Origin of the sequence: Streptomyces sp. NPDC101160 (assembly GCF_044768205.1) — a bacterium.
Classification (GTDB): Bacteria; Actinomycetota; Actinomycetes; order Streptomycetales; family Streptomycetaceae; genus Streptomyces.
The window spans coordinates 338,008-355,300 of record NZ_JBIWPJ010000007.1 but is presented as its reverse complement, the minus strand read 5'-3'; the positions used below and the strand labels follow the sequence as shown (position 1 = coordinate 355,300).

At 72.6% G+C, this 17,293-nt stretch carries 14 protein-coding genes, 1 pseudogene and 1 riboswitch; of the genes and pseudogenes, 6 read left to right on the top strand and 9 right to left on the bottom strand.

The features are described 5' to 3' along the window. Positions 1-54 precede the first annotated feature (54 nt). From ACIRSU_RS24310 to ACIRSU_RS24300, 3 genes are all read right to left on the bottom strand, one after another. On the bottom strand, positions 55-1,614 hold the full coding sequence (locus ACIRSU_RS24310) for an ABC transporter substrate-binding protein (protein WP_403795733.1): 1,560 nt from the start codon (positions 1,612-1,614) through the stop codon (positions 55-57). Positions 1,615-1,835: 221 nt separating this feature from the next. Beyond that, positions 1,836-3,281: a metallophosphoesterase gene (locus tag ACIRSU_RS24305; RefSeq protein WP_403795730.1), complete on the bottom strand. Its 1,446-nt coding sequence runs from the start codon at positions 3,279-3,281 to the stop codon at positions 1,836-1,838. Positions 3,282-3,287: 6 nt separating this feature from the next. Beyond that, positions 3,288-3,533, bottom strand: a complete 246-nt coding sequence (locus ACIRSU_RS24300; protein ID WP_403795728.1) for an SCO4848 family membrane protein — start codon at positions 3,531-3,533, stop codon at positions 3,288-3,290. Between ACIRSU_RS24300 and ACIRSU_RS24295 the strand changes: the two are divergent. Continuing rightward, a pseudogene (locus ACIRSU_RS24295) lies at positions 3,472-4,509 on the top strand (D-alanyl-D-alanine carboxypeptidase); the annotation flags it as partial. The gene ACIRSU_RS24300 and the pseudogene ACIRSU_RS24295 sit on opposite strands and share 62 nt — an antisense overlap. A gap of 346 nt (positions 4,510-4,855) precedes the next feature. Here ACIRSU_RS24295 and ACIRSU_RS24290 read toward each other — a convergent pair. From ACIRSU_RS24290 to ACIRSU_RS24280, 3 genes are all read right to left on the bottom strand, one after another. After that, positions 4,856-5,893, bottom strand: a complete 1,038-nt coding sequence (locus tag ACIRSU_RS24290; RefSeq protein WP_403795725.1) for a YihY/virulence factor BrkB family protein — start codon at positions 5,891-5,893, stop codon at positions 4,856-4,858. A gap of 90 nt (positions 5,894-5,983) precedes the next feature. Further along, positions 5,984-6,946: a decaprenyl-phosphate phosphoribosyltransferase gene (locus ACIRSU_RS24285; protein WP_403795723.1), complete on the bottom strand. Its 963-nt coding sequence runs from the start codon at positions 6,944-6,946 to the stop codon at positions 5,984-5,986. Next, positions 6,943-7,707 (bottom strand): phosphatase PAP2 family protein, encoded by a 765-nt coding sequence (locus tag ACIRSU_RS24280; RefSeq protein ID WP_403795720.1) that lies wholly within the window; start codon positions 7,705-7,707, stop codon positions 6,943-6,945. Before ACIRSU_RS24280 ends, ACIRSU_RS24285 begins: the two co-directional genes overlap by 4 nt. A gap of 165 nt (positions 7,708-7,872) precedes the next feature. Between ACIRSU_RS24280 and ACIRSU_RS24275 the strand changes: the two genes are divergently transcribed. Beyond that, entirely contained in the window at positions 7,873-9,258 is a 1,386-nt protein-coding gene (locus ACIRSU_RS24275) for an FAD-binding oxidoreductase (protein ID WP_403795717.1), read from the top strand. A 14-nt stretch (positions 9,259-9,272) separates the two neighbouring features. Further along, entirely contained in the window at positions 9,273-10,028 is a 756-nt protein-coding gene (locus ACIRSU_RS24270; RefSeq protein WP_403796462.1) for a decaprenylphospho-beta-D-erythro-pentofuranosid-2-ulose 2-reductase, read from the top strand. Positions 10,029-10,108: 80 nt separating this feature from the next. Here ACIRSU_RS24270 and ACIRSU_RS24265 read toward each other — a convergent pair whose 3' ends face one another. Then, positions 10,109-10,729 carry a 2'-5' RNA ligase family protein gene (locus tag ACIRSU_RS24265; RefSeq protein ID WP_403795714.1) on the bottom strand — a complete coding sequence of 207 codons (621 nt, stop codon included), beginning with the start codon at positions 10,727-10,729 and terminating at the stop codon, positions 10,109-10,111. 120 nt (positions 10,730-10,849) lie between these two features. After that, positions 10,850-11,863: a tryptophan--tRNA ligase gene (gene trpS, locus ACIRSU_RS24260; RefSeq protein WP_403795711.1), complete on the bottom strand. Its 1,014-nt coding sequence runs from the start codon at positions 11,861-11,863 to the stop codon at positions 10,850-10,852. Positions 11,864-11,977: 114 nt separating this feature from the next. On the opposite strand from trpS, the gene ACIRSU_RS24255 reads away from it, so the two are divergent. Next, positions 11,978-13,090 carry a serine hydrolase domain-containing protein gene (locus ACIRSU_RS24255; protein ID WP_403795709.1) on the top strand — a complete coding sequence of 371 codons (1,113 nt, stop codon included), beginning with the start codon at positions 11,978-11,980 and terminating at the stop codon, positions 13,088-13,090. A gap of 106 nt (positions 13,091-13,196) precedes the next feature. After that, positions 13,197-14,096, top strand: a complete 900-nt coding sequence (locus ACIRSU_RS24250; RefSeq protein ID WP_403795707.1) for a GyrI-like domain-containing protein — start codon at positions 13,197-13,199, stop codon at positions 14,094-14,096. A 158-nt stretch (positions 14,097-14,254) separates the two neighbouring features. Here the strand turns inward: ACIRSU_RS24250 and glyA are convergent, their stop codons facing one another. Beyond that, on the bottom strand, positions 14,255-15,529 hold the full coding sequence (glyA, locus tag ACIRSU_RS24245; protein ID WP_403795704.1) for a serine hydroxymethyltransferase: 1,275 nt from the start codon (positions 15,527-15,529) through the stop codon (positions 14,255-14,257). Positions 15,530-15,748: 219 nt separating this feature from the next. Then, positions 15,749-15,839, bottom strand: a riboswitch (ZMP/ZTP riboswitch). 109 nt (positions 15,840-15,948) lie between these two features. Between glyA and rocD the strand changes: the two genes are divergently transcribed. Continuing rightward, the gene (gene rocD, locus ACIRSU_RS24240; RefSeq protein WP_403795703.1) at positions 15,949-17,166 is read left to right on the top strand and encodes an ornithine--oxo-acid transaminase; all 1,218 of its coding nucleotides are present in this window, start codon (positions 15,949-15,951) and stop codon (positions 17,164-17,166) included. Positions 17,167-17,293 lie beyond the last annotated feature (127 nt).

Below are 17,293 nucleotides of genomic sequence, written 5' to 3'. Positions count from 1 at the left end.
ACCGAGCGCACAGGAAAGGGGCCCCGGACCGGGGCCCCTTTCCTGTGCGCCGGATCAGATCCAGCTGAGTTCCCAGAGACGCCAGATGCCCGTACCGTCCGTCAGGTACTGCGATCCGGCGATGGCCTCCGTCGACAGCACGTAGTCCTTCTTCTGCCACAGCGGCACCAGCGGCACGTCCTTGGCGACCTCGGACTGGATGGACTCGAAGTCGGCGGCCGCGCGGCCGCGGTCGCTGTACTGCTGCGTCGAGGCGATCAGGTTGTCGACCGTCTTGCTGGAGTAGCCGCTGTGCAGCGCGTTGCCCGTGCCGACGAGCGGGGCGGTGAAGTTGTCGGAGTCGGCGAAGTCGGGGAACCAGCCGATCGGGTAGGCGTCGAACCTGCCCGCCGCGTACTCCTTCTGGAAGTCCTGCCAGTCCACCGACTTGACCGTCACCTTGAACAGCCCGGTCGCCTCCAGCTGCTTCTTCAGCTCGGCGGCCTCGGCATCGTACGTGGCGTCCTTGCGGTGGCCGAGCGTGAACGACACCGGGGTGCTGACGCCCGCCTCGCGCAGCAGACGCTTGGCCTTGGCGGCGTCCGGCTCCGGGTCGGTGTCGTAGAAGGGCGTGCTGTGGCCGACGAAGCCCTGCGGGATCAGGGAGTACAGCGGCTCGACCGTGCCGTGGTAGGGGCCGGTGGCGATGGCCGGGCGGTCGATGACCGCGGCGACGGCCTGGCGTACCGCCTTCTTCGACATCACCGAGCCGGAGCGGGTGTTGAAGTTGAGGTTGCGGATCTCGGCGCTGGCCGCCTCCGTGATCCGGGTGCCGTCCTTCGTCTCGTCGCCGAGCGCGTTGAGGAAGGCCGGCGGCATCTGCCGGTGCGTCACCTGCACCTGCTTGTTCTTCCAGGCGTCGGCGAGCTGCTCGGACTCCTTGAAGTACTTCACGATGACCGTGTGGCCGGTCTTGGTGACGGCGCCGCGGTAGTTGGGGTTGGGCTCCAGACGGGCCGACACCCCCGCCACGTACTCCTTGAGCACGTACGGACCCGAGCCGTCCACGGCATTGCCCGCGCGCAGTGCCTTCGCCGGATAGGCGGTGTGGTCGACGATCGCACCGGCGCCGGTGGCGATCTTCAACGGGAAGGTGGCGTCACGGGCATTGAGGTGAAAGGTGACCTTCTGGCCCTCGGCCTCGACATTCTTCAGGGTCGGAAAGAGCGGCGCGGGGCCGACGTCCGCCTTGATCGCGAGCATTCGCTCGAACGAATAGCGAACATCCTCACCGGTGATCTTGTGACCGTTGGAGAAAGTCAGGTCGTCGCGGAGCGTGCACTCGTACGTGGTCAGCTTCGTGCCGATGAAACGGCAGCTCTGGGCCGCGTCCGGGACCGGGGTGACGAAGCCGGGCTTGAAGGTCAGCAGCGACTGGTAGATGTTGCTGTAGATCGCCCAGGAACCGGCGTCGTAGGCGCCCGCGGGATCCAGCGAGGTGACCTCGTCCGTCGTGCCGACGGCGATCGGGTCGGTCCGCTCCGCGTCGGAGGGGAGCAATTGCCAGCCGCCGATTCCGGCCGCGAGAACAACCCCACAAGTGATCAATATGCGCAGACGGACCGTCGACCGCATGAGACGTGCTTCCCTTTTTTCGTGCCCACCCCGCTACCGCGGCAACATTCACGCGGCCGCGATGGCGACACCCAATCACACGCCCCACACAAGTGGAAGAGTAAACCTTCACAGGGCACTCATATGTCCAGGGATAAGGGATTTCAGGGATTTCAGGGAACCGAACAGTGCGTACCCGGTGCGGCGCGCTGCGTCACACCGGATGCGTGGGGTTCACCGCCTCACGCCTGACGGGAAGCCAGCTGCACGATCGTGATGTCCGAGGGCGCGCCGACCCGTACCGGCGGCCCCCACGCGCCCGCGCCGCGCGACACGTACAGCTGGGTGTCGCCGTAGCGCTCCAGGCCCGCGACGGTCGGGTTGGCGAGCTCCGCGAGGTAGTTGCCGGGCCAGAGCTGGCCGCCGTGGGTGTGGCCGGACAGCTGGAGGTCGACCCCGTGGCGTACGGCGTCGTCGATGACGATCGGCTGGTGCGCGAGCAGCACGGCGGTACGCGACCGGTCCCGGTCGCCGAGGGCCCTGGCGAAGTCGGGCCCCTCGCCGATGCTCTCGCCCGCCACGTCGTCCACGCCCGCCAGGTCGAAGCCGGCGCCGATCTCGACACGGGCGTTGCGCAGCGGGTGCAGGCCGAGTTCGCGGACGTGCTCGACCCAGGCGTCGGCGCCCGAGAAGTACTCGTGGTTGCCCGTCACGAAGAAAGCGCCGTCGCGCGCCCGGAGCCGCGCGAGGGGCTCGGCGGCCGGACCCAGGTTGGCGACGGTGCCGTCGACCAGGTCGCCGACGACGGCGACGAGATCGGGCTGGGTGGCGTTGATCGTGTCGACGATCCGCTGGGTGTGGGCGCGCCCCAGGATCGGCCCGAGGTGGATGTCCGACACCACCGCGATGCGGTACCCGTGCGCCGCACGCGGCAGCTTGGCCAGCGGCACGGTCACCCGCTTCACCCGGGGCCCGCGCAGCACCCCGTACGTCCCGTACCCGACGGTCCCGAGGGCGACGGCGGCGGCGGTGCCGGAGACGATCCGGTTGACGAGGAGACGACGGGAGAGGTCGGGGGTCCCGGGGGCGGACGGTGTGGGGGCGTCGGCCGGGGCGGACGGAGCGGGGGCCTCGGCCGGTGCGGACGGAGCGGGGACGTCGGCGGCGGACGGTGCGGGAGCCTCGGCCGGGGCGGACGGTGCGGGAGCCGCAGCCGGGGCGGACGGTGCGGTGTCGGGCCCGGCTGCGGCGCCGGTACGGCGCTCCTCGGCGGTACGGACCTCCTCGGCGGTACGGCCCGGCGGGGCGTCAGCCGGTACGGAGACGGCGCCCCGGTCCCCGGCCGCGGCCGCGGTGGCGACCGCCGCCGCACGCCGCGCCAGGGCCCTGCGCAGCAGCGGCCGCAGCGGTTCCGTCACCACCAGCGCGAGCACCACGTACAGCAGCACCGCGAGCCAGAGGAAGCCCGGCCAGGCGGTGGCCTTCTGGAGCAGGAAGGGCGCGTCGGCGCGGCCGGTGACCAGGGCCGCGACCGAGAGAAGCGGCAGCACGATCACGGCGGCCGTGCCGAGGCGGCGGGGCGTGCCGCCGGGCGCCGTGACGTCGCGCACCAGGCGCCGCCACACGTACCAGTGGACCGCGCCGAGGACGGCGAGGACCAGGAGGAGCAGGACCACCACGAGGAGCATCCCGCGCTACCTCCGCTCGCGCGTGAGGGCGCGCACGCCACGCAACCCGATCACGCCGATCACCGTCCCCAGAACAAAGGACGTGACGGCCAGCATCAGGTGCACCCAGAAGTAGGCCGTCGGATCGCCGGCGTCGTCGAAGGCGAGCCCGCTCGCGTCGTGCCAGAGATTTTTCACGAAAGTTACCCAAATGAACCAGCTCCAGACGCCGAACGCGAGCAGGAACCAGGAGACGGGGCGGCTGAGCTTCATGGCCCCAGTATCACCACCCGCGCCGGAGGCCCCGCCGACGCCCCTGCGGACGGGTGGACGAGCGGGCACGAACCGCCCCGCGGGGTTCGGAACGCGCTTCCGGGCATGTACGTTCTCGATCGTGTCCCCTTCGAAGATGACCGCGAAGGCCGCCCTTGCGGCGACCGCCGCCGCCACCCTGCTCCCCTTCTTCGCCGCCGCCCCCGCGCTCGCGGACGACAAGGCGCCGCAGCCCCAGCCGCCGGCCCGGATGTCGGGCGTCGGCGGCGCGCGCCTCGCCCAGCCCGGCACCCAGGTGCAGCTGCTGCCGGGCGCGCCGGTGCTGCCGAAGGAGCTCAGCGCCCGTTCGTGGATCGTGGCGGACGCCGAGACCGGCCAGGTCCTCGCGGCGCACAACGCGCACTGGCCGCTGGCCCCGGCGTCGACGCTGAAGATGCTGTTCGCGGACACCCTGCTGCCGAAGTTCCCCAAGACGCTCAACCACACGGTGGCCGCCACCGACCTGGCCGGCATGGGTGCGGGCTCCAGCCTGGTCGGCATCAAGGAGAAGCAGACCTACAGCGTCCACGACCTGTGGCTGGGCGTCTTCCTGCGCTCCGGCAACGACGCCGTGCACGTCCTGTCCGCCATGAACAACGGCGTCGGGCAGACCGTCGCGGACATGCAGGCGCACGCCGAGGACCTGCAGGCCCTCGACACCCACGTCAAGTCCCCGGACGGCTACGACGAGCCGGGCCAGGTCTCCTCCGCGTACGACCTGACGCTCATCGCCCGCAGCGGCATGCAGAAGGCGGACTTCCGCGAGTACTGCTCGACCGCGCGGGCCGCCTTCCCCGGCGAGCAGAAGCCCGGCGACAAGAAGCGCCCGACCTTCGAGATCCAGAACACCAACCGGCTGCTCACCGGCGACATCGGAGTCGCCCCGTACCAGGGCATCGCCGGGGTCAAGAACGGCAACACCACGCACGCCGGGGCGACCTTCACGGGTGTCGCGGAGCGCAACGGCAAGGTGCTGCTCGTCACGGTCATGAACCCGTCGTCGAAGGAGCAGCACGCCGTCTACAAGGAGACCGCGCGGCTGCTCGACTGGGGCTTCGCGGCGACCGGCAAGGTGACGCCGGTCGGCGAACTGGTGGCACCGCGGTCGGTCCTCGCGACCCCGGCGCCCGGCACCAGCGCGGGCACCAAGCCCGCACCCGGCAAGAACGCCCCGGCCGACACCGCGCACGCGGCCGCCGCGCAGGAGCGGTCGGGCGGCATGGGCATCGCCCTCGCCATCGCCGGCGGCGCGCTGCTGCTGCTCGCAGGTGCCGTGTTCCTGGTCAACCGGCGCTGGCCGCTGGGGGCTTCGGCCCGTCGCCCCCGCCCTGAGCCGGCTTCTCCGACGACTTCTCCGACGGACGGGACTTCTCCGACGGACGAGACTGCTCCGGCGACTTCTCCGGCGACTTCTCCGGCGGACCGGGCGGAGTCGACGGCTCCTCCGATGGAGGAGAACCCGAGTCGCTGACCCCCCGGCCCGTGGCCGTCCAGGCCGCGCAGAACAGCAGCAGCTTCGCGGTGAAGTTGAGCCACAGCAGCAGGGCGACCGGCACGCCGAACGCCCCGTACATCGACTTCGCCGCGACGCCCTTCATATAGCCGCCGAGCAGCAGCTTGAGCAGCTCGAAGCCGACCGCGCCCATGAGCGCCGCGACGACCAGGTCGCGGCGCGGCGGCTCGACGCCGGGCAGCAGCGTGAGCACGTACGACAGGATCAGGAAGTCGGCGACGACCGCCACCAGGACGGCGGCGACCTGGAGGAGGATCCCCTCGGCGCCGCTGTGCGAGAGCCCGATCCGGTCGGCACTCCAGCCGACGGCGGTGGAGCCGAGCCAGGACGCGGCGAGCGAGCAGACCATGACCCCGCCGAGACCGAGCAGCACGAGCCCGTCCTTGCCCTTGCGGGCGAACGGGTTCCCCTGGTCCGTCCCGTCGAGGTCCCAGACGGCGCGCAGGCACTCGCGCATGGACCCGATCCAGCTGATGCCCGTGAAGAGCAGCACGGCACCGGCGACGAGCCCGACCGTGGCGGCGTTGGCGACGAGACCGCCGATGTCGAGCTGGTCGGAGATGCCGGGCACCTGGTCGGCGAGCTTCGTCTCGATCCTGTCGAGCTGCTCCGGGCTGAGCAGCGCGGCGCCGATCGCGGCGGCGACCGTGATCAGCGGGAAGAGGGCGAGGAAGCTGATGAAGGTGATGGCGGCGGCGAGCCGGGTCCAGTACACCTCGTCGAGGCGTTCGTACGCGTGCCAGGCGTGGGTGCGCATGAAGCGGGCGACCCAGGGGCCGACGACGGGGAGCTTGGTCAGCCAGTCCATGGCGTACGCGTTCTCCTCAGGTGGTCAGACACGGGCGGGCACGGGTGTCGGAACCCAGAATCGCAGACCCGGCGCCCGTCTCCCGGCACCTCACAGGTCGGCGACCGCCATGCCGTACATCGCCGCCCACACCAGGCCGATGACGGCGAGCGGCCGGTCGCGCAGCACGACGTCCTCCGGCTCGCCCGCCGTGCCGCGGTCGGCGAAGACGGCGTAGCGGAGCACGGCCAGCACGAAGGCGACGACGGAGAGCTGACGCCACGGCAGCAGCGAGCCGCCGGCGACGCCGCCGCTCTCCAGGGCCCACAGGCAGTAGCCGAGGACGGCGACGCCGGCCGCCAACTGCCAGACGAAGCGCAGGTATCCGGTGGTGTACTGGGTGAGCAGCGCCCGGGTCGCACCCTCGGCGGCCGCCATCTGCACGGCCTCGGAGTAGCGTTTCGCCGCCACCATGAAGAGCGCGCCGAAGCCGGTGGTGATGAGGAACCAGCGCGAGAGCGGGATCCCGAGCGCGAGCCCGCCGCTCATCGCGCGCATCAGGAAGCCGGTCGTGACGACGGCGAGGTCGACGACGAGGACGTGTTTCAGGCGTACGCAGTAGGCGAGTTGCATCGCCAGGTAGGCGGCGACGAGCAGCGCCGTCATCGGGTTGCACAGCGCCGCGCCGAGCGCCGCCGCGCCGATCCCGAGTGCCCCGCCGACGGCGTACGCGAGCGGTACGGGGACGAGCCCGGCGGCGACGGGCCGGTGCCGTTTGACGGGGTGGGCGCGGTCGGCGTCGGCGTCACGGGCGTCGTTGACCAGGTAGACGGCGGAGGCGGCGGCCGTGAACAGCGCGAAGACCAGGGCGAGTCGGACCGCACCGGGCCAGGAGCCGATCCGCCCGGCGGCGACGGGCGCGGCGACGACGAGCGCGTTCTTGACCCACTGACGCGGCCGCGCGGTGCGCACCAGCCCGACCACGACCGCGAACGTCCGGCGCCGGACGGGCAGCGGGGGCGGGGGCGGCGCGGCGGTGGCGGTGGCGGTGAGCAGGGCGACGGGCTCGGTCACGACCGCCTCCCCTCGGTGACGGCACGGAGCCGGCCGCGGCCCGCGGCCGCGGTGGCCGCGCCGAGCAGCGCCCCGGCGGCGACGTCCGTCGGGTAGTGGACGCCGGCGACGAGCCGCGCGAGGCACATCACGGCGGCGGCCGGGACGGCGAGGTGCCGGGCCGGCGGGTGCAGGGCGGTGAAGGCGACGGCGGCCGCGGCCGCGGAGCAGGCGTGGCAGCTGGGGAAGGAGTGCCGGCCGGCGGTCCGGACGAGCGGCGCGTACGTCTCGGGGCGCGGCCTCGGGCGCCGCACCATCCGCTTGACCCCCATGCCCGTCAGATGCGCGGCGGCGACCAGGGCGGTGCCGTGCAGCCAGCCGGCGCGGCGCGGCGGGTCGAGGGCGGCGGCGGTCAGGCCGGTGGCCAGCCAGAGCGCCGCGTGTTCGCCGGCGGCCGAGAGCCCGCGGGCGGCGGCGGCCACGACAGGGCGGCGCCCGTGGGCGCGCAGCGCGGCGAGCAGCCGGTGGTCGGCGCCGCCCCAGCCCCAGCCTGAGTCGCCGCCCCACTGGCCTCTGTCCCGGTCCCCGCCGCGGCCCCCGTCTCGGTCGCCGCCCCGGGACCAGCCCCCGCCCGGGTCGCCGCCCCAGGACCAGCCCTCGTTCCGGTCGCCGCGCCAGGACCAGCCCCCGCTCCGGGACCAGCCCCAGCCCCGGTCCCCGCCGAGGGACCAGCCTCTGTCCCGGCCCCCGCCCCGGTCCTCGCCACCTTCCCCGTATCGCATGCTCCTCGCCCGCCTCCCCGGTTCACCGACAGCCACGGGCGACTCTGACGCGCCGAGCTGACCTACGGGCCGGGGCGCTTTCCTGACACTCGTTTAATCACCCATTTCGACGAACCGCCCGCCAATCCCGGCATAAGCGACACTCGCCGCTATACGGTCACCTCCATGGCAGCCGAGACCGACGTCGTGACGGACATCGACACCCTCACCGGCTGGGGCCGCACCGCCCCCACCCTCGCGTACGTGATCCGTCCCCGGACGTACGAGGAGGCCGCCGCGGCCGTCCGCGCGTACGGCGCTCCCGGCTCGCGCGGCTCGATCGCGCGCGGTCTCGGCCGGGCGTACGGGGACGCCGCGCAGAACGCCGGCGGCGCCGTCCTCGACATGACCGGTCTCGCCCGGATCCGCGCCGTCGACGCCGAGGCCGGGCTCGTCGTCTGCGACGCGGGCGTCAGCCTGCACCACCTGATGGAGGTGCTGCTGCCGCTCGGCTGGTTCGTGCCGGTCACCCCCGGCACCCGTTACGTCACGGTCGGCGGGGCCGTCGGCGCCGACATCCACGGCAAGAACCACCACGTCTCCGGCTCCTTCTCCCGGCACGTCGTCTCCCTCGACCTGCTCACCGCCGACGGCCAGGTGCACACCGTCCTCCCCGGCACCCCGCTCTTCGACGCCACCACCGGCGGCATGGGCCTGACCGGTGTGATCCTCTCCGTCACCCTGCGCCTGCTGCCCGTCGAGACCTCCCTGATGTGCGTCGACACCGAACGCGCCACCGACCTCGACGACCTGATGGCCCGGCTCACCGCGACCGACCACCGCTACCGCTACTCCGTGGCCTGGATCGACCTCCTCGCGCGCGGCGCCGCCACCGGCCGCGCCGTCCTCACCCGCGGCGACCACGCCCCGTACGACGCGCTGCCCGTCCGCGAACGCCGGGCCCGCCGCGAGCCCCTCGCCTTCCGCCCCGGACGGCTGCCGGCGGCCCCCGCGTACGTCCCCGAGGGGCTGCTCGGCCGCACGAGCGTCGGCCTCTTCAACGAGCTCTGGTACCGCAGGGCCCCGCGCCGCGCCACCGGCCGGCTGCAGCGGCTCCCCGCCTTCTTCCACCCCCTCGACGGCGTCCCGCACTGGAACCGGGTGTACGGGCGCGGCGGCTTCGTGCAGTACCAGTTCGTCGTCGGCCACGGGCAGGAGGAGACCCTGCGCCGGGTCGTGCGGCGCATCGCCAGCCGCGGCTGCCCGTCCTTCCTCGCCGTCCTCAAGCGCTTCGGCGAGGCCGACCCGGGCTGGCTGTCCTTCCCGCTGCCCGGCTGGACCCTCGCCCTCGACATCCCGGCCTCGCTGAGCGGCCTCGGCGCCTTCCTCGACGAGCTGGACGAGGAGGTCGCCGCGGCCGGCGGCCGGGTCTACCTCGCCAAGGACTCGCGGCTGCGGCCCGAGGCGCTGGCCACGATGTACCCGAGGCTCGACGACTTCCGCGAGCTGCGGGCCCGTATCGACCCGGGGTCGGTCTTCGTCTCGGACCTGGCCCGCCGTCTCGCCCTATGAGGAGCGTGAACGCCATGAAGGACGCCTTCGGCGCGCCCCAGTCCCTGCTCGTTCTCGGCGGCACCTCCGAGATCGGCCTCGCCACCGCCCGCCGCCTGATCGCCCGCCGCACCCGCACGGTGTGGCTGGCCGGCCGCCCCTCCCCCGCCCTCGACGAGGCCGCCGAGTCGCTGCGCGCGCTCGGCGCCGACGTGCGCACCGTGCCCTTCGACGCCCTGGACACCGAGACCCATGAGGAGCGGCTCGGGAAGCTCTTCGCCGAGGGCGACATCGACCTCGTCCTGCTGGCCTTCGGTGTCCTCGGCGACCAGACGCGCGACGAGGCCGCCCCGCTCGCCGCAGTCCGGGTCGCCCAGACCAACTACACCGGCGCCGTCTCGGCCGGCCTGGTCTGCGCCCAGACCCTCCAGGCGCAGGGGCACGGCTCGCTGGTGGTGCTCTCGTCGGTGGCCGGTGAGCGGGCCCGCCGGGCCAACTTCATCTACGGCTCGTCCAAGGCCGGGCTCGACGCGTTCGCGCAGGGGCTGGGGGACGCGCTGCACGGCACGGGCGTGCACGTGATGGTGGTGCGGCCCGGGTTCGTGCGCTCGAAGATGACCGAGGGGCTCGCGGAGGCGCCGCTCGCGACCACGCCGGAGGCGGTCGCCACGGCGATCGAGCTGGGGCTGCGGCGCCGCTCGGAGACGGTGTGGGTGCCGGGCGCGCTGCGGGTGGTGATGTCGGCGCTGCGGCACGTGCCGCGGCCGCTGTTCCGGCGCCTGCCGGTGTGACTCCGGCTAGCGGGTGTGACCCCGGCCAGACCGTGGAGGTCGGCTAGCCGGTGTGACCCCGGCTAGACCGTGGCGGTCGGCTAGACCGTGGAGGTCGGCTCGTCGACCGGGCTGCCGCCCTGCGCCGGTACGGCGGTGATCGTGGCCGGGGCCACGGCCGGCGCCGGGACCGTACGGCCGCTGCCGAACTCGTAGTCGTACAGCTTGCGCCACACCTCGTCGGCGCCCTGCTCGTACAGCGCGAAGGAGCGGCAGGTCCATTCCGCCCGGTAACCGGCCAGCTCCTCGAAGGCGCGGTCCATCGCCTCGTCCGGGATGCCGTGCGCGACGGTGACGTGCGGGTGGTACGGGAACTGCAGCTCGCGCGGTACGGGGCCGGCGGCGTCCCGGATGCGCTCCTGGAGCAGGTCGCAGCCGGTGGCGCCCTCGACGAGCTTCACGAAGACGACCGGGGAGAGCGGACGGAAGGTGCCGGTGCCGTCGAGGCGCATCGCGAACGGCTCGCTGACCGCGGCGATCGCGGCGAGGTGCGCCTCGATCTCCGGCAGCCGGTCCGCGTCGACCTCGGTGGGCGGGAGCAGGGTGACGTGGGTCGGGATGCCGTACGCGGCGGGATCCCCGAAGCCCGCGCGCCGCTCCTGGAGCAGGCTGCCGTGAGGCTCCGGGACCGCGATCGAAACGCCGAGCGTTACGGTCCCCACGTCGTTCTCCTCCGTCGTGCGTCGAGTCGTGCGTCGAAATGTGTACGGGTCGACATGTGTGCGGATGGTGCAGGCGCCAGTGTGCGGCCTGCACCACCGTTTCGGCCAGCGTCCCGGGACTCAGTGCTTGGCGGGCAGGAAACCGATCTTGTCGTACGCCTGCGCCAGCGTCTCCGCCGCGACCGCCCGGGCCTTCTCCGCACCCTTGGCGAGCACGGCGTCCAGGGTCTCCGGGTCGTCCAGGTACTCCTGGGTGCGGGTGCGGAACGGAGTGACGAAGTCCACCATGACCTCGGCGAGGTCGGTCTTGAGGGCGCCGTACATCTTGCCCTCGTAGCTCTTCTCCAGGTCGGCGATCGACGTCTCGGTGAGCACGGACATGATCGTCAGCAGGTTGGAGACGCCGGCCTTGTTCTCCGGGTCGAAGCGGATCACCGTGTCGGTGTCGGTGACGGCGCTCTTCACCTTCTTGGCGGTGGCCTTCGGGTCGTCGAGCAGGTTGATCAGACCCTTCGGCGTGGACGCCGACTTGCTCATCTTGACCGTCGGGTCCTGGAGGTCGTAGATCTTCGCCGTCTCCTTGAGGATGTACGGCGACGGGATCGTGAACGTCTCCCCGAAGCGCCCGTTGAAGCGCTCCGCGAGGTCGCGGGTCAGCTCGATGTGCTGGCGCTGGTCCTCGCCGACCGGCACCTCGTGCGCCTGGTACAGCAGGATGTCCGCGACCTGGAGGACCGGGTACGTGAAGAGGCCGACGGTGGCGCGGTCGGCGCCCTGCTTGGCGGACTTGTCCTTGAACTGCGTCATGCGGGACGCCTCGCCGAAGCCGGTGAGGCAGTTCATGACCCAGCCGAGCTGGGCGTGCTCGGGCACGTGGCTCTGGACGAAGAGGGTGCACCGCTCCGGGTCGAGGCCGGCGGCGAGCAGCTGGGCGGCGGCGAGCCGGGTGTTGGCGCGCAGTTCCGCGGGGTCCTGCGGAACCGTGATCGCGTGCAGGTCCACCACCATGTAGAAGGCGTCGTGGGACTCCTGCAGCGCGACCCACTGGCGCACGGCGCCGAGGTAGTTGCCGAGGTGGAACGAGCCTGCGGTGGGCTGGATTCCGGAAAGCACACGGGGTCGGTCAGAGGCCATGCTCATCATTCTCTCAGGTGTGACCCCCGGAACCGGACGTGGCATTGTGCCCCGTGAGACGAGAAACACACATCGCACACGAAGTGCTCTCGGAAGAGCTCTCAGGGGGAACTGATGGCGGACATACAGGCACGCGTCGAGGACATGGTCCGGCGGCTGGTCGATTCCGGCCGGGAGTCGGCCGTGCAGGTGGCGGCGTACCGGCACGGGGAACTGATCGTCGACGCGTACGCGGGCGAGGGGGCCGCCGGCCGGGGAGTGGACTCCGGCTCCCTGTTCCACAGCTACTCCACCGGCAAGGGCGTCACGGCGACACTGGTCCACGTCCTCGTCGAGCGCGGCCTGCTCGACTACGACACGCCTGTCGCCCACTACTGGCCGGAGTTCGGCGCCCACGGCAAGGACCGCGCCACCGTCCGCGACGCGCTGACCCACCGCACGGGCGTGCCGCAGCTGCCGCCGGCGATCACGCCGGAGGAGCTGTGCGACTGGGACGGCATGTGCGCGCTGATCGCCGCGCAGGAACCGCTGTGGGAGCCGGGCACGGCCAGCGGCTACCACGGCTGGACCTTCGGCTGGATCCTCGGCGAGACCGTGCGCCGCGCCACGGGGCTCGGCAGCATCGCCGAGGCGCTGCACGTGTACGTCACCGAGCCGCTCGGCATCGCGGACTCCCTCTTCTACGGCATCCCCGACGAGCAGGCGGACCGGGTGGTCCCGCTGGTGGCGGGCAGCTGGGAGGAGAAGCTCGCCGCGATCCCGCCGGGCGCCCCCTTCTTCCAGGCCGTCCCGAACCCCGACGTGTGGCCCTGCGCCCGCCTCGCCAACCGCCCCGACTTCCTGCGTGCCCACGCCCCCGCCGGCGCCACGCTCACCGCCCGCGCCGCGGCCCGCATGTACGCGTCCCTGCTCGCCGAGGTCGACGGCGTCCGCCTGCTCCCGGCCGAGCGGCTCCCGCTGCTGTACGGACTCCAGACCCGCGAACCGGACCGCATCCTGGGCGCGCCCATCCCGAAGGGCCTCGGCTACTTCCTCGGACTGCCGGAGACAGGCGGTGAGCTCACCGCGTTCGGCCACAACGGCAGCGGCGGCAGCATCGCCTTCGCCGACCCGGGCCGCGGACTGTCCTTCGCCTTCACCCGCAGCCGGCTGTCGGCGGGCGCGGACGACACCCACGCCCAGGACCTCGCGGCACTGATCCGGAAGGCCGTGGACGGCGAGGGCTGACCGGCGCCGGACGAGCCCGCCGCACCCGACCGGAGCGGGCACAGGATGTCGGGTGCGGCAGGCTGGGCCCTTCCTAGCGTGGTGATCGAAAGGAAGGAGGCCGGGGTTGCTGGATCGGCTGAACCAGGCCATGGAGCACATCGAGGGTCACCTCGACCAGCAGATCGATGTGTCCGCGCTGGCCCGGATCACGGTCACGTCGGAGTACCACTTCCGGCGGCTGTTCTCGTCGCTGGCGGGGATGCCGCTGTCGGAGTACGTCCGACGGCGGCGGCTCACCATCGCGGGGGCCGACGTGCTGGCCGGCGAACCGACCTTGCTGGAGATCGCGATCCGCTACGGCTACACCTCGGGCGAGGCCTTCGCCCGGGCGTTCCGCGCCGTGCACGGAGTCGGTCCCGGCGAGGCCAGGCGCACCGGCGCGGCGCTGAACTCGCAGCCCCGGCTGTCCTTCCGCCTCACCGTCGAAGGGAACAGCAGCATGCGATACCGCATCGTGGAGAAGGAAGCGTTCCGGGTCGTGGGCAGGAAGGCCCGCGTCCCGCTGATCCACCAGGGCGTCAACCCGCACATCGCCGAGCACATCAAGAGCATCCCGCCGGAGACGATGCTGCGGATCGCCGCCCTGTCGGACCAGGACCCGGAGGGCGTGGTCTCGGCGACCGTGCGCCTGCCGGACGGCGCCAAGGACGGCGGCAAGGACGGCTTCGAGGAGGGCAGCGAACTGGACTACTACCACGCCGTGGTGACCACCGCCGACGCCGAACTGCCGGACGACCTCGACGTGCTGGAGTGCCCGGCGGGCACCTGGGCGGTGTTCGAGAACACCGGGCCGTTCCCGCAGGCGCTGCAGCAGATGTGGGCCGACGTGGCCGCCCGGTGGATCCCGTCCAACCCGTACGAGTACCGGCCGGGCCCGGAGATCCTGCGCACCCGCCCCGCGCAGGACGACCCTGCGCAGAACGACGCGCAGCTGTGGATCCCGGTGGCCCGCACCACGGCCTGAGGCGGACTCCCGGGGGGGACTCCGGGGGGACTCCGGACGGTCTCCGGGTGGCCGCCTCCGGGCGGACTCCGGGGCGGACTTCGGGTGTCCTCCGGGCGGCCTCCGGGGCGGGCGGGGCACTCGCTCTCCCGCCCCGGAACGCGTGGGGCCCGGCCCGGCTAGACCGGCAGGCCCGGGGCCGGGAAGGCGGCCATCAGCTCGGCGACCTCGGCGCGGATGACGGCCAGGGCGTCCTCGTCGCCCTTTCCGGCGGCGGCGACGCCCCGGTCGATCCAGTCGGCGACCTGCGGCATGTGCGCGACGCCGAGGCCGCGCGAGGTGAGCGACGGGGTGCCGATGCGGATGCCGGACGGGTCGAAGGGCTTCCGCGGGTCGAACGGGACGGTGTTGTAGTTGACGACGATCCCGGCCCGGTCGAGCGCCTTGGCCGCCACCTTGCCCGGGACCTCCTTGGGCGTGAGGTCCATCAGGATCAGGTGGTTGTCGGTGCCGCCGGAGACCAGGTCGAAGCCGCGGTCGAGCAGTGCCTCGGCGAGGGCCCGGGCGTTGGCGACGACCGCGTGGGCGTAGTCGCGGAAGGACGGCTGGGCCGCCTCGTGCAGGGCGACGGCGATGGCGGCGGTCGTCTGGTTGTGCGGGCCGCCCTGGAGGCCGGGGAAGACGGCCTTGTCGAGGGCCTTGGCGTGCTCTTCGCGGCACATCAGCATCGCGCCGCGCGGACCGCGCAGGGTCTTGTGCGTGGTCGTCGAGATCACGTCCACGTGCGGCACCGGCGACGGGTGGGCGCCGCCCGCGATCAGGCCGGCGATGTGGGCGACGTCGGCGACGAGCACGGCGCCGGCCTCGCGGGCGATCTCCCCGAACGCGGCGAAGTCGATCGTGCGGGGCAGCGCCGTACCGCCGCAGAAGATCACCTTCGGGCGCTCGGCGAGGGCCAGCTCGCGGACCTGGTCGAAGTCGATGAGCCCGGTGTCCTTCCGTACGCCGTACTGCACGCCCCGGAACCAGGTGCCGGTCGCGGAGACGCCCCAGCCGTGGGTGAGGTGGCCGCCCATCGGCAGCGCCATGCCCATCACGGTGTCGCCGGGCTGCGCGAAGGCCAGGTAGACGGCGAGGTTGGCCGGCGAGCCGGAGTACGGCTGCACATTGGCGTGGTCGACGCCGAAGAGGGCCTGGGCGCGGGCGATGGCCAGGCTCTCGACCTGGTCGATGTTCTGCTGGCCCTCGTAGTAGCGGCGGCCCGGATAGCCCTCGCTGTACTTGTTCTGCAGCACGGTGCCGGAGGCTTCGAGGACGGCGTCGGAGACGTAGTTCTCGCTGGGGATGAGGCGGAGCGTCTCGGCCTGGAGCCGCTCCTCGGCCCCGACGAGCGCGGCGAGCTCGGGATCGGCGGCGGAGAGGGCCGGGTGGTGGGCGGGAAGGGGAAGGTTCATGGCGTTCGTACCTCCGGGCTGGGGTCCCGGGCGCGGATGCCAACGGCATCGAGCGGCACCGCACGGGACTGTCGGTCTCCCGTGAAGCGGATGGGGCTCACCCGCCGAAGGCAGGGGGCGGGCGGCATCCACACGGGACTTTCGGTCTCCCGTGATGCGGATGGGGGCTCACCCGCCGAAGGCAGGGGGCGGGCGGCATCCACACGGGACTTCGGTCTCCCGTGATGCCCAGGCGGACGGCATCTCGTGTGCTCTGCCGCGCACGGCTCCCCCGGGGTCCGTTCCCCGTACGCCAGTCGCCGTGCGTGTTTCCAGAGTATCGGGCGCGCCGTCACGACAGGTTTCCCCGTGCGGCATGCGAGCGACGATAAGAAAAGGGAACCACACCCGCCCCTGGCCGCAGGACGAACGGAGACCCCGTGTCGAGTACGTCGAGGACGCAAGACGAGATCGCTGCCGCGGACGCCCACAGCGCCCACAACTACCACCCCCTGCCCGTGGTCGTCGCCTCCGCCGAGGGCGCCTGGATGACCGATGTCGAGGGGCGCCGCTACCTCGACATGCTCGCCGGGTACTCGGCGCTCAACTTCGGGCACGGCAACCGGCGCCTGATCGACGCCGCCCACGCGCAGCTGGAGCGGGTGACGCTGACGTCGCGCGCGTTCCAGCACGACCGGTTCGGGGAGTTCTGCGCGCGCCTGGCCGAGCTGTGCGGCAAGGAGATGGTGCTGCCGATGAACACGGGCGCGGAGGCCGTGGAGACGGCGGTGAAGACGGCTCGCAAGTGGGGGTACGAGGTGAAGGGCGTGCCGGACGGGCACGCGAAGATCGTCGTGGCGGGGAACAACTTCCACGGCCGGACGACGACGATCGTCAGCTTCTCCACGGACCACGAGGCGCGTGACCACTTCGGTCCGTACACGCCGGGCTTCGAGATCGTGCCGTACGGCGATCTGACCGCCCTGGAGGCGGCCGTCACGGAGAACACGGTGGCCGTGCTCCTGGAGCCGATCCAGGGCGAGGCGGGGGTGCTGGTCCCGCCGGCCGGTTATCTGCGCGGGGTGCGGGAGCTGACGGCCCGGAAGAACGTGCTGTTCATGGCGGACGAGATCCAGTCGGGCCTGGGCCGTACGGGCCGGACGTTCGCGTGCGAGCACGAGGACGTGGTGCCCGACGTCTACGTCCTGGGCAAGGCGCTCGGCGGCGGTGTCGTGCCGGTGTCGGCGGTGGTCGCGAACCGGGACGTCCTCGGGGTGTTCCGGCCGGGCGAGCACGGCTCGACCTTCGGCGGCAACCCGCTGGCCTGCGCGGTCGCCCTTGAGGTCATCGCGATGCTGCGGACGGGCGAGTACCAGCAGCGCGCGGCCGAGCTGGGCGAGCACCTGCACGCCGAGCTGGGCCTGCTCGTGGGCGGGGGAGCCGTGGAGGCGGTGCGGGGCCGCGGGCTCTGGGCGGGTGTGGACATCGCACCCGCGAAGGGCACGGGCCGGCAGATCTCGGAGAAGCTGATGGCCCGGGGCGTCCTGGTGAAGGACACGCACGGGTCGACGATCCGGATCGCGCCGCCGCTGGTGATCTCGAAGGAGGACCTGGACTGGGGTCTGGAGCAGCTGCGGGCGGTGCTCTCGGCGGACTGACGGTTCGCGCTGACGGACGTGGGCGGTCCGGTCCGTCTCCGGGCGGACCGCCTCCGGGCGGACCGTCTCCGGGCGGACCGTCTCCGGGCGGACCGCCCACGTCCGTTTCCTGCCCGACTCCCCCCAT

Bases quoted from the DNA above. Each gene is read 5' to 3' on its own strand.
- ACIRSU_RS24270 (WP_403796462.1), top strand. From the start codon at position 9,273: ATGAAGGACGCCTTCGGCGCGCCCCAGTCCCTGCTCGTTCTCGGCGGC.
- ACIRSU_RS24305 (WP_403795730.1), bottom strand. From the start codon at position 3,281: ATGCTCCTCGTGGTGGTCCTGCTCCTCCTGGTCCTCGCCGTCCTCGGC.
- ACIRSU_RS24300 (WP_403795728.1), bottom strand. From the start codon at position 3,533: ATGAAGCTCAGCCGCCCCGTCTCCTGGTTCCTGCTCGCGTTCGGCGTC.
- ACIRSU_RS24310 (WP_403795733.1), bottom strand. From the start codon at position 1,614: ATGCGGTCGACGGTCCGTCTGCGCATATTGATCACTTGTGGGGTTGTT.
- ACIRSU_RS24280 (WP_403795720.1), bottom strand. From the start codon at position 7,707: ATGCGATACGGGGAAGGTGGCGAGGACCGGGGCGGGGGCCGGGACAGA.
- ACIRSU_RS24255 (WP_403795709.1), top strand. From the start codon at position 11,978: ATGGCGGACATACAGGCACGCGTCGAGGACATGGTCCGGCGGCTGGTC.
- ACIRSU_RS24290 (WP_403795725.1), bottom strand. From the start codon at position 5,893: ATGGACTGGCTGACCAAGCTCCCCGTCGTCGGCCCCTGGGTCGCCCGC.
- trpS (WP_403795711.1), bottom strand. From the start codon at position 11,863: ATGGCCTCTGACCGACCCCGTGTGCTTTCCGGAATCCAGCCCACCGCA.
- ACIRSU_RS24275 (WP_403795717.1), top strand. From the start codon at position 7,873: ATGGCAGCCGAGACCGACGTCGTGACGGACATCGACACCCTCACCGGC.
- glyA (WP_403795704.1), bottom strand. From the start codon at position 15,529: ATGAACCTTCCCCTTCCCGCCCACCACCCGGCCCTCTCCGCCGCCGAT.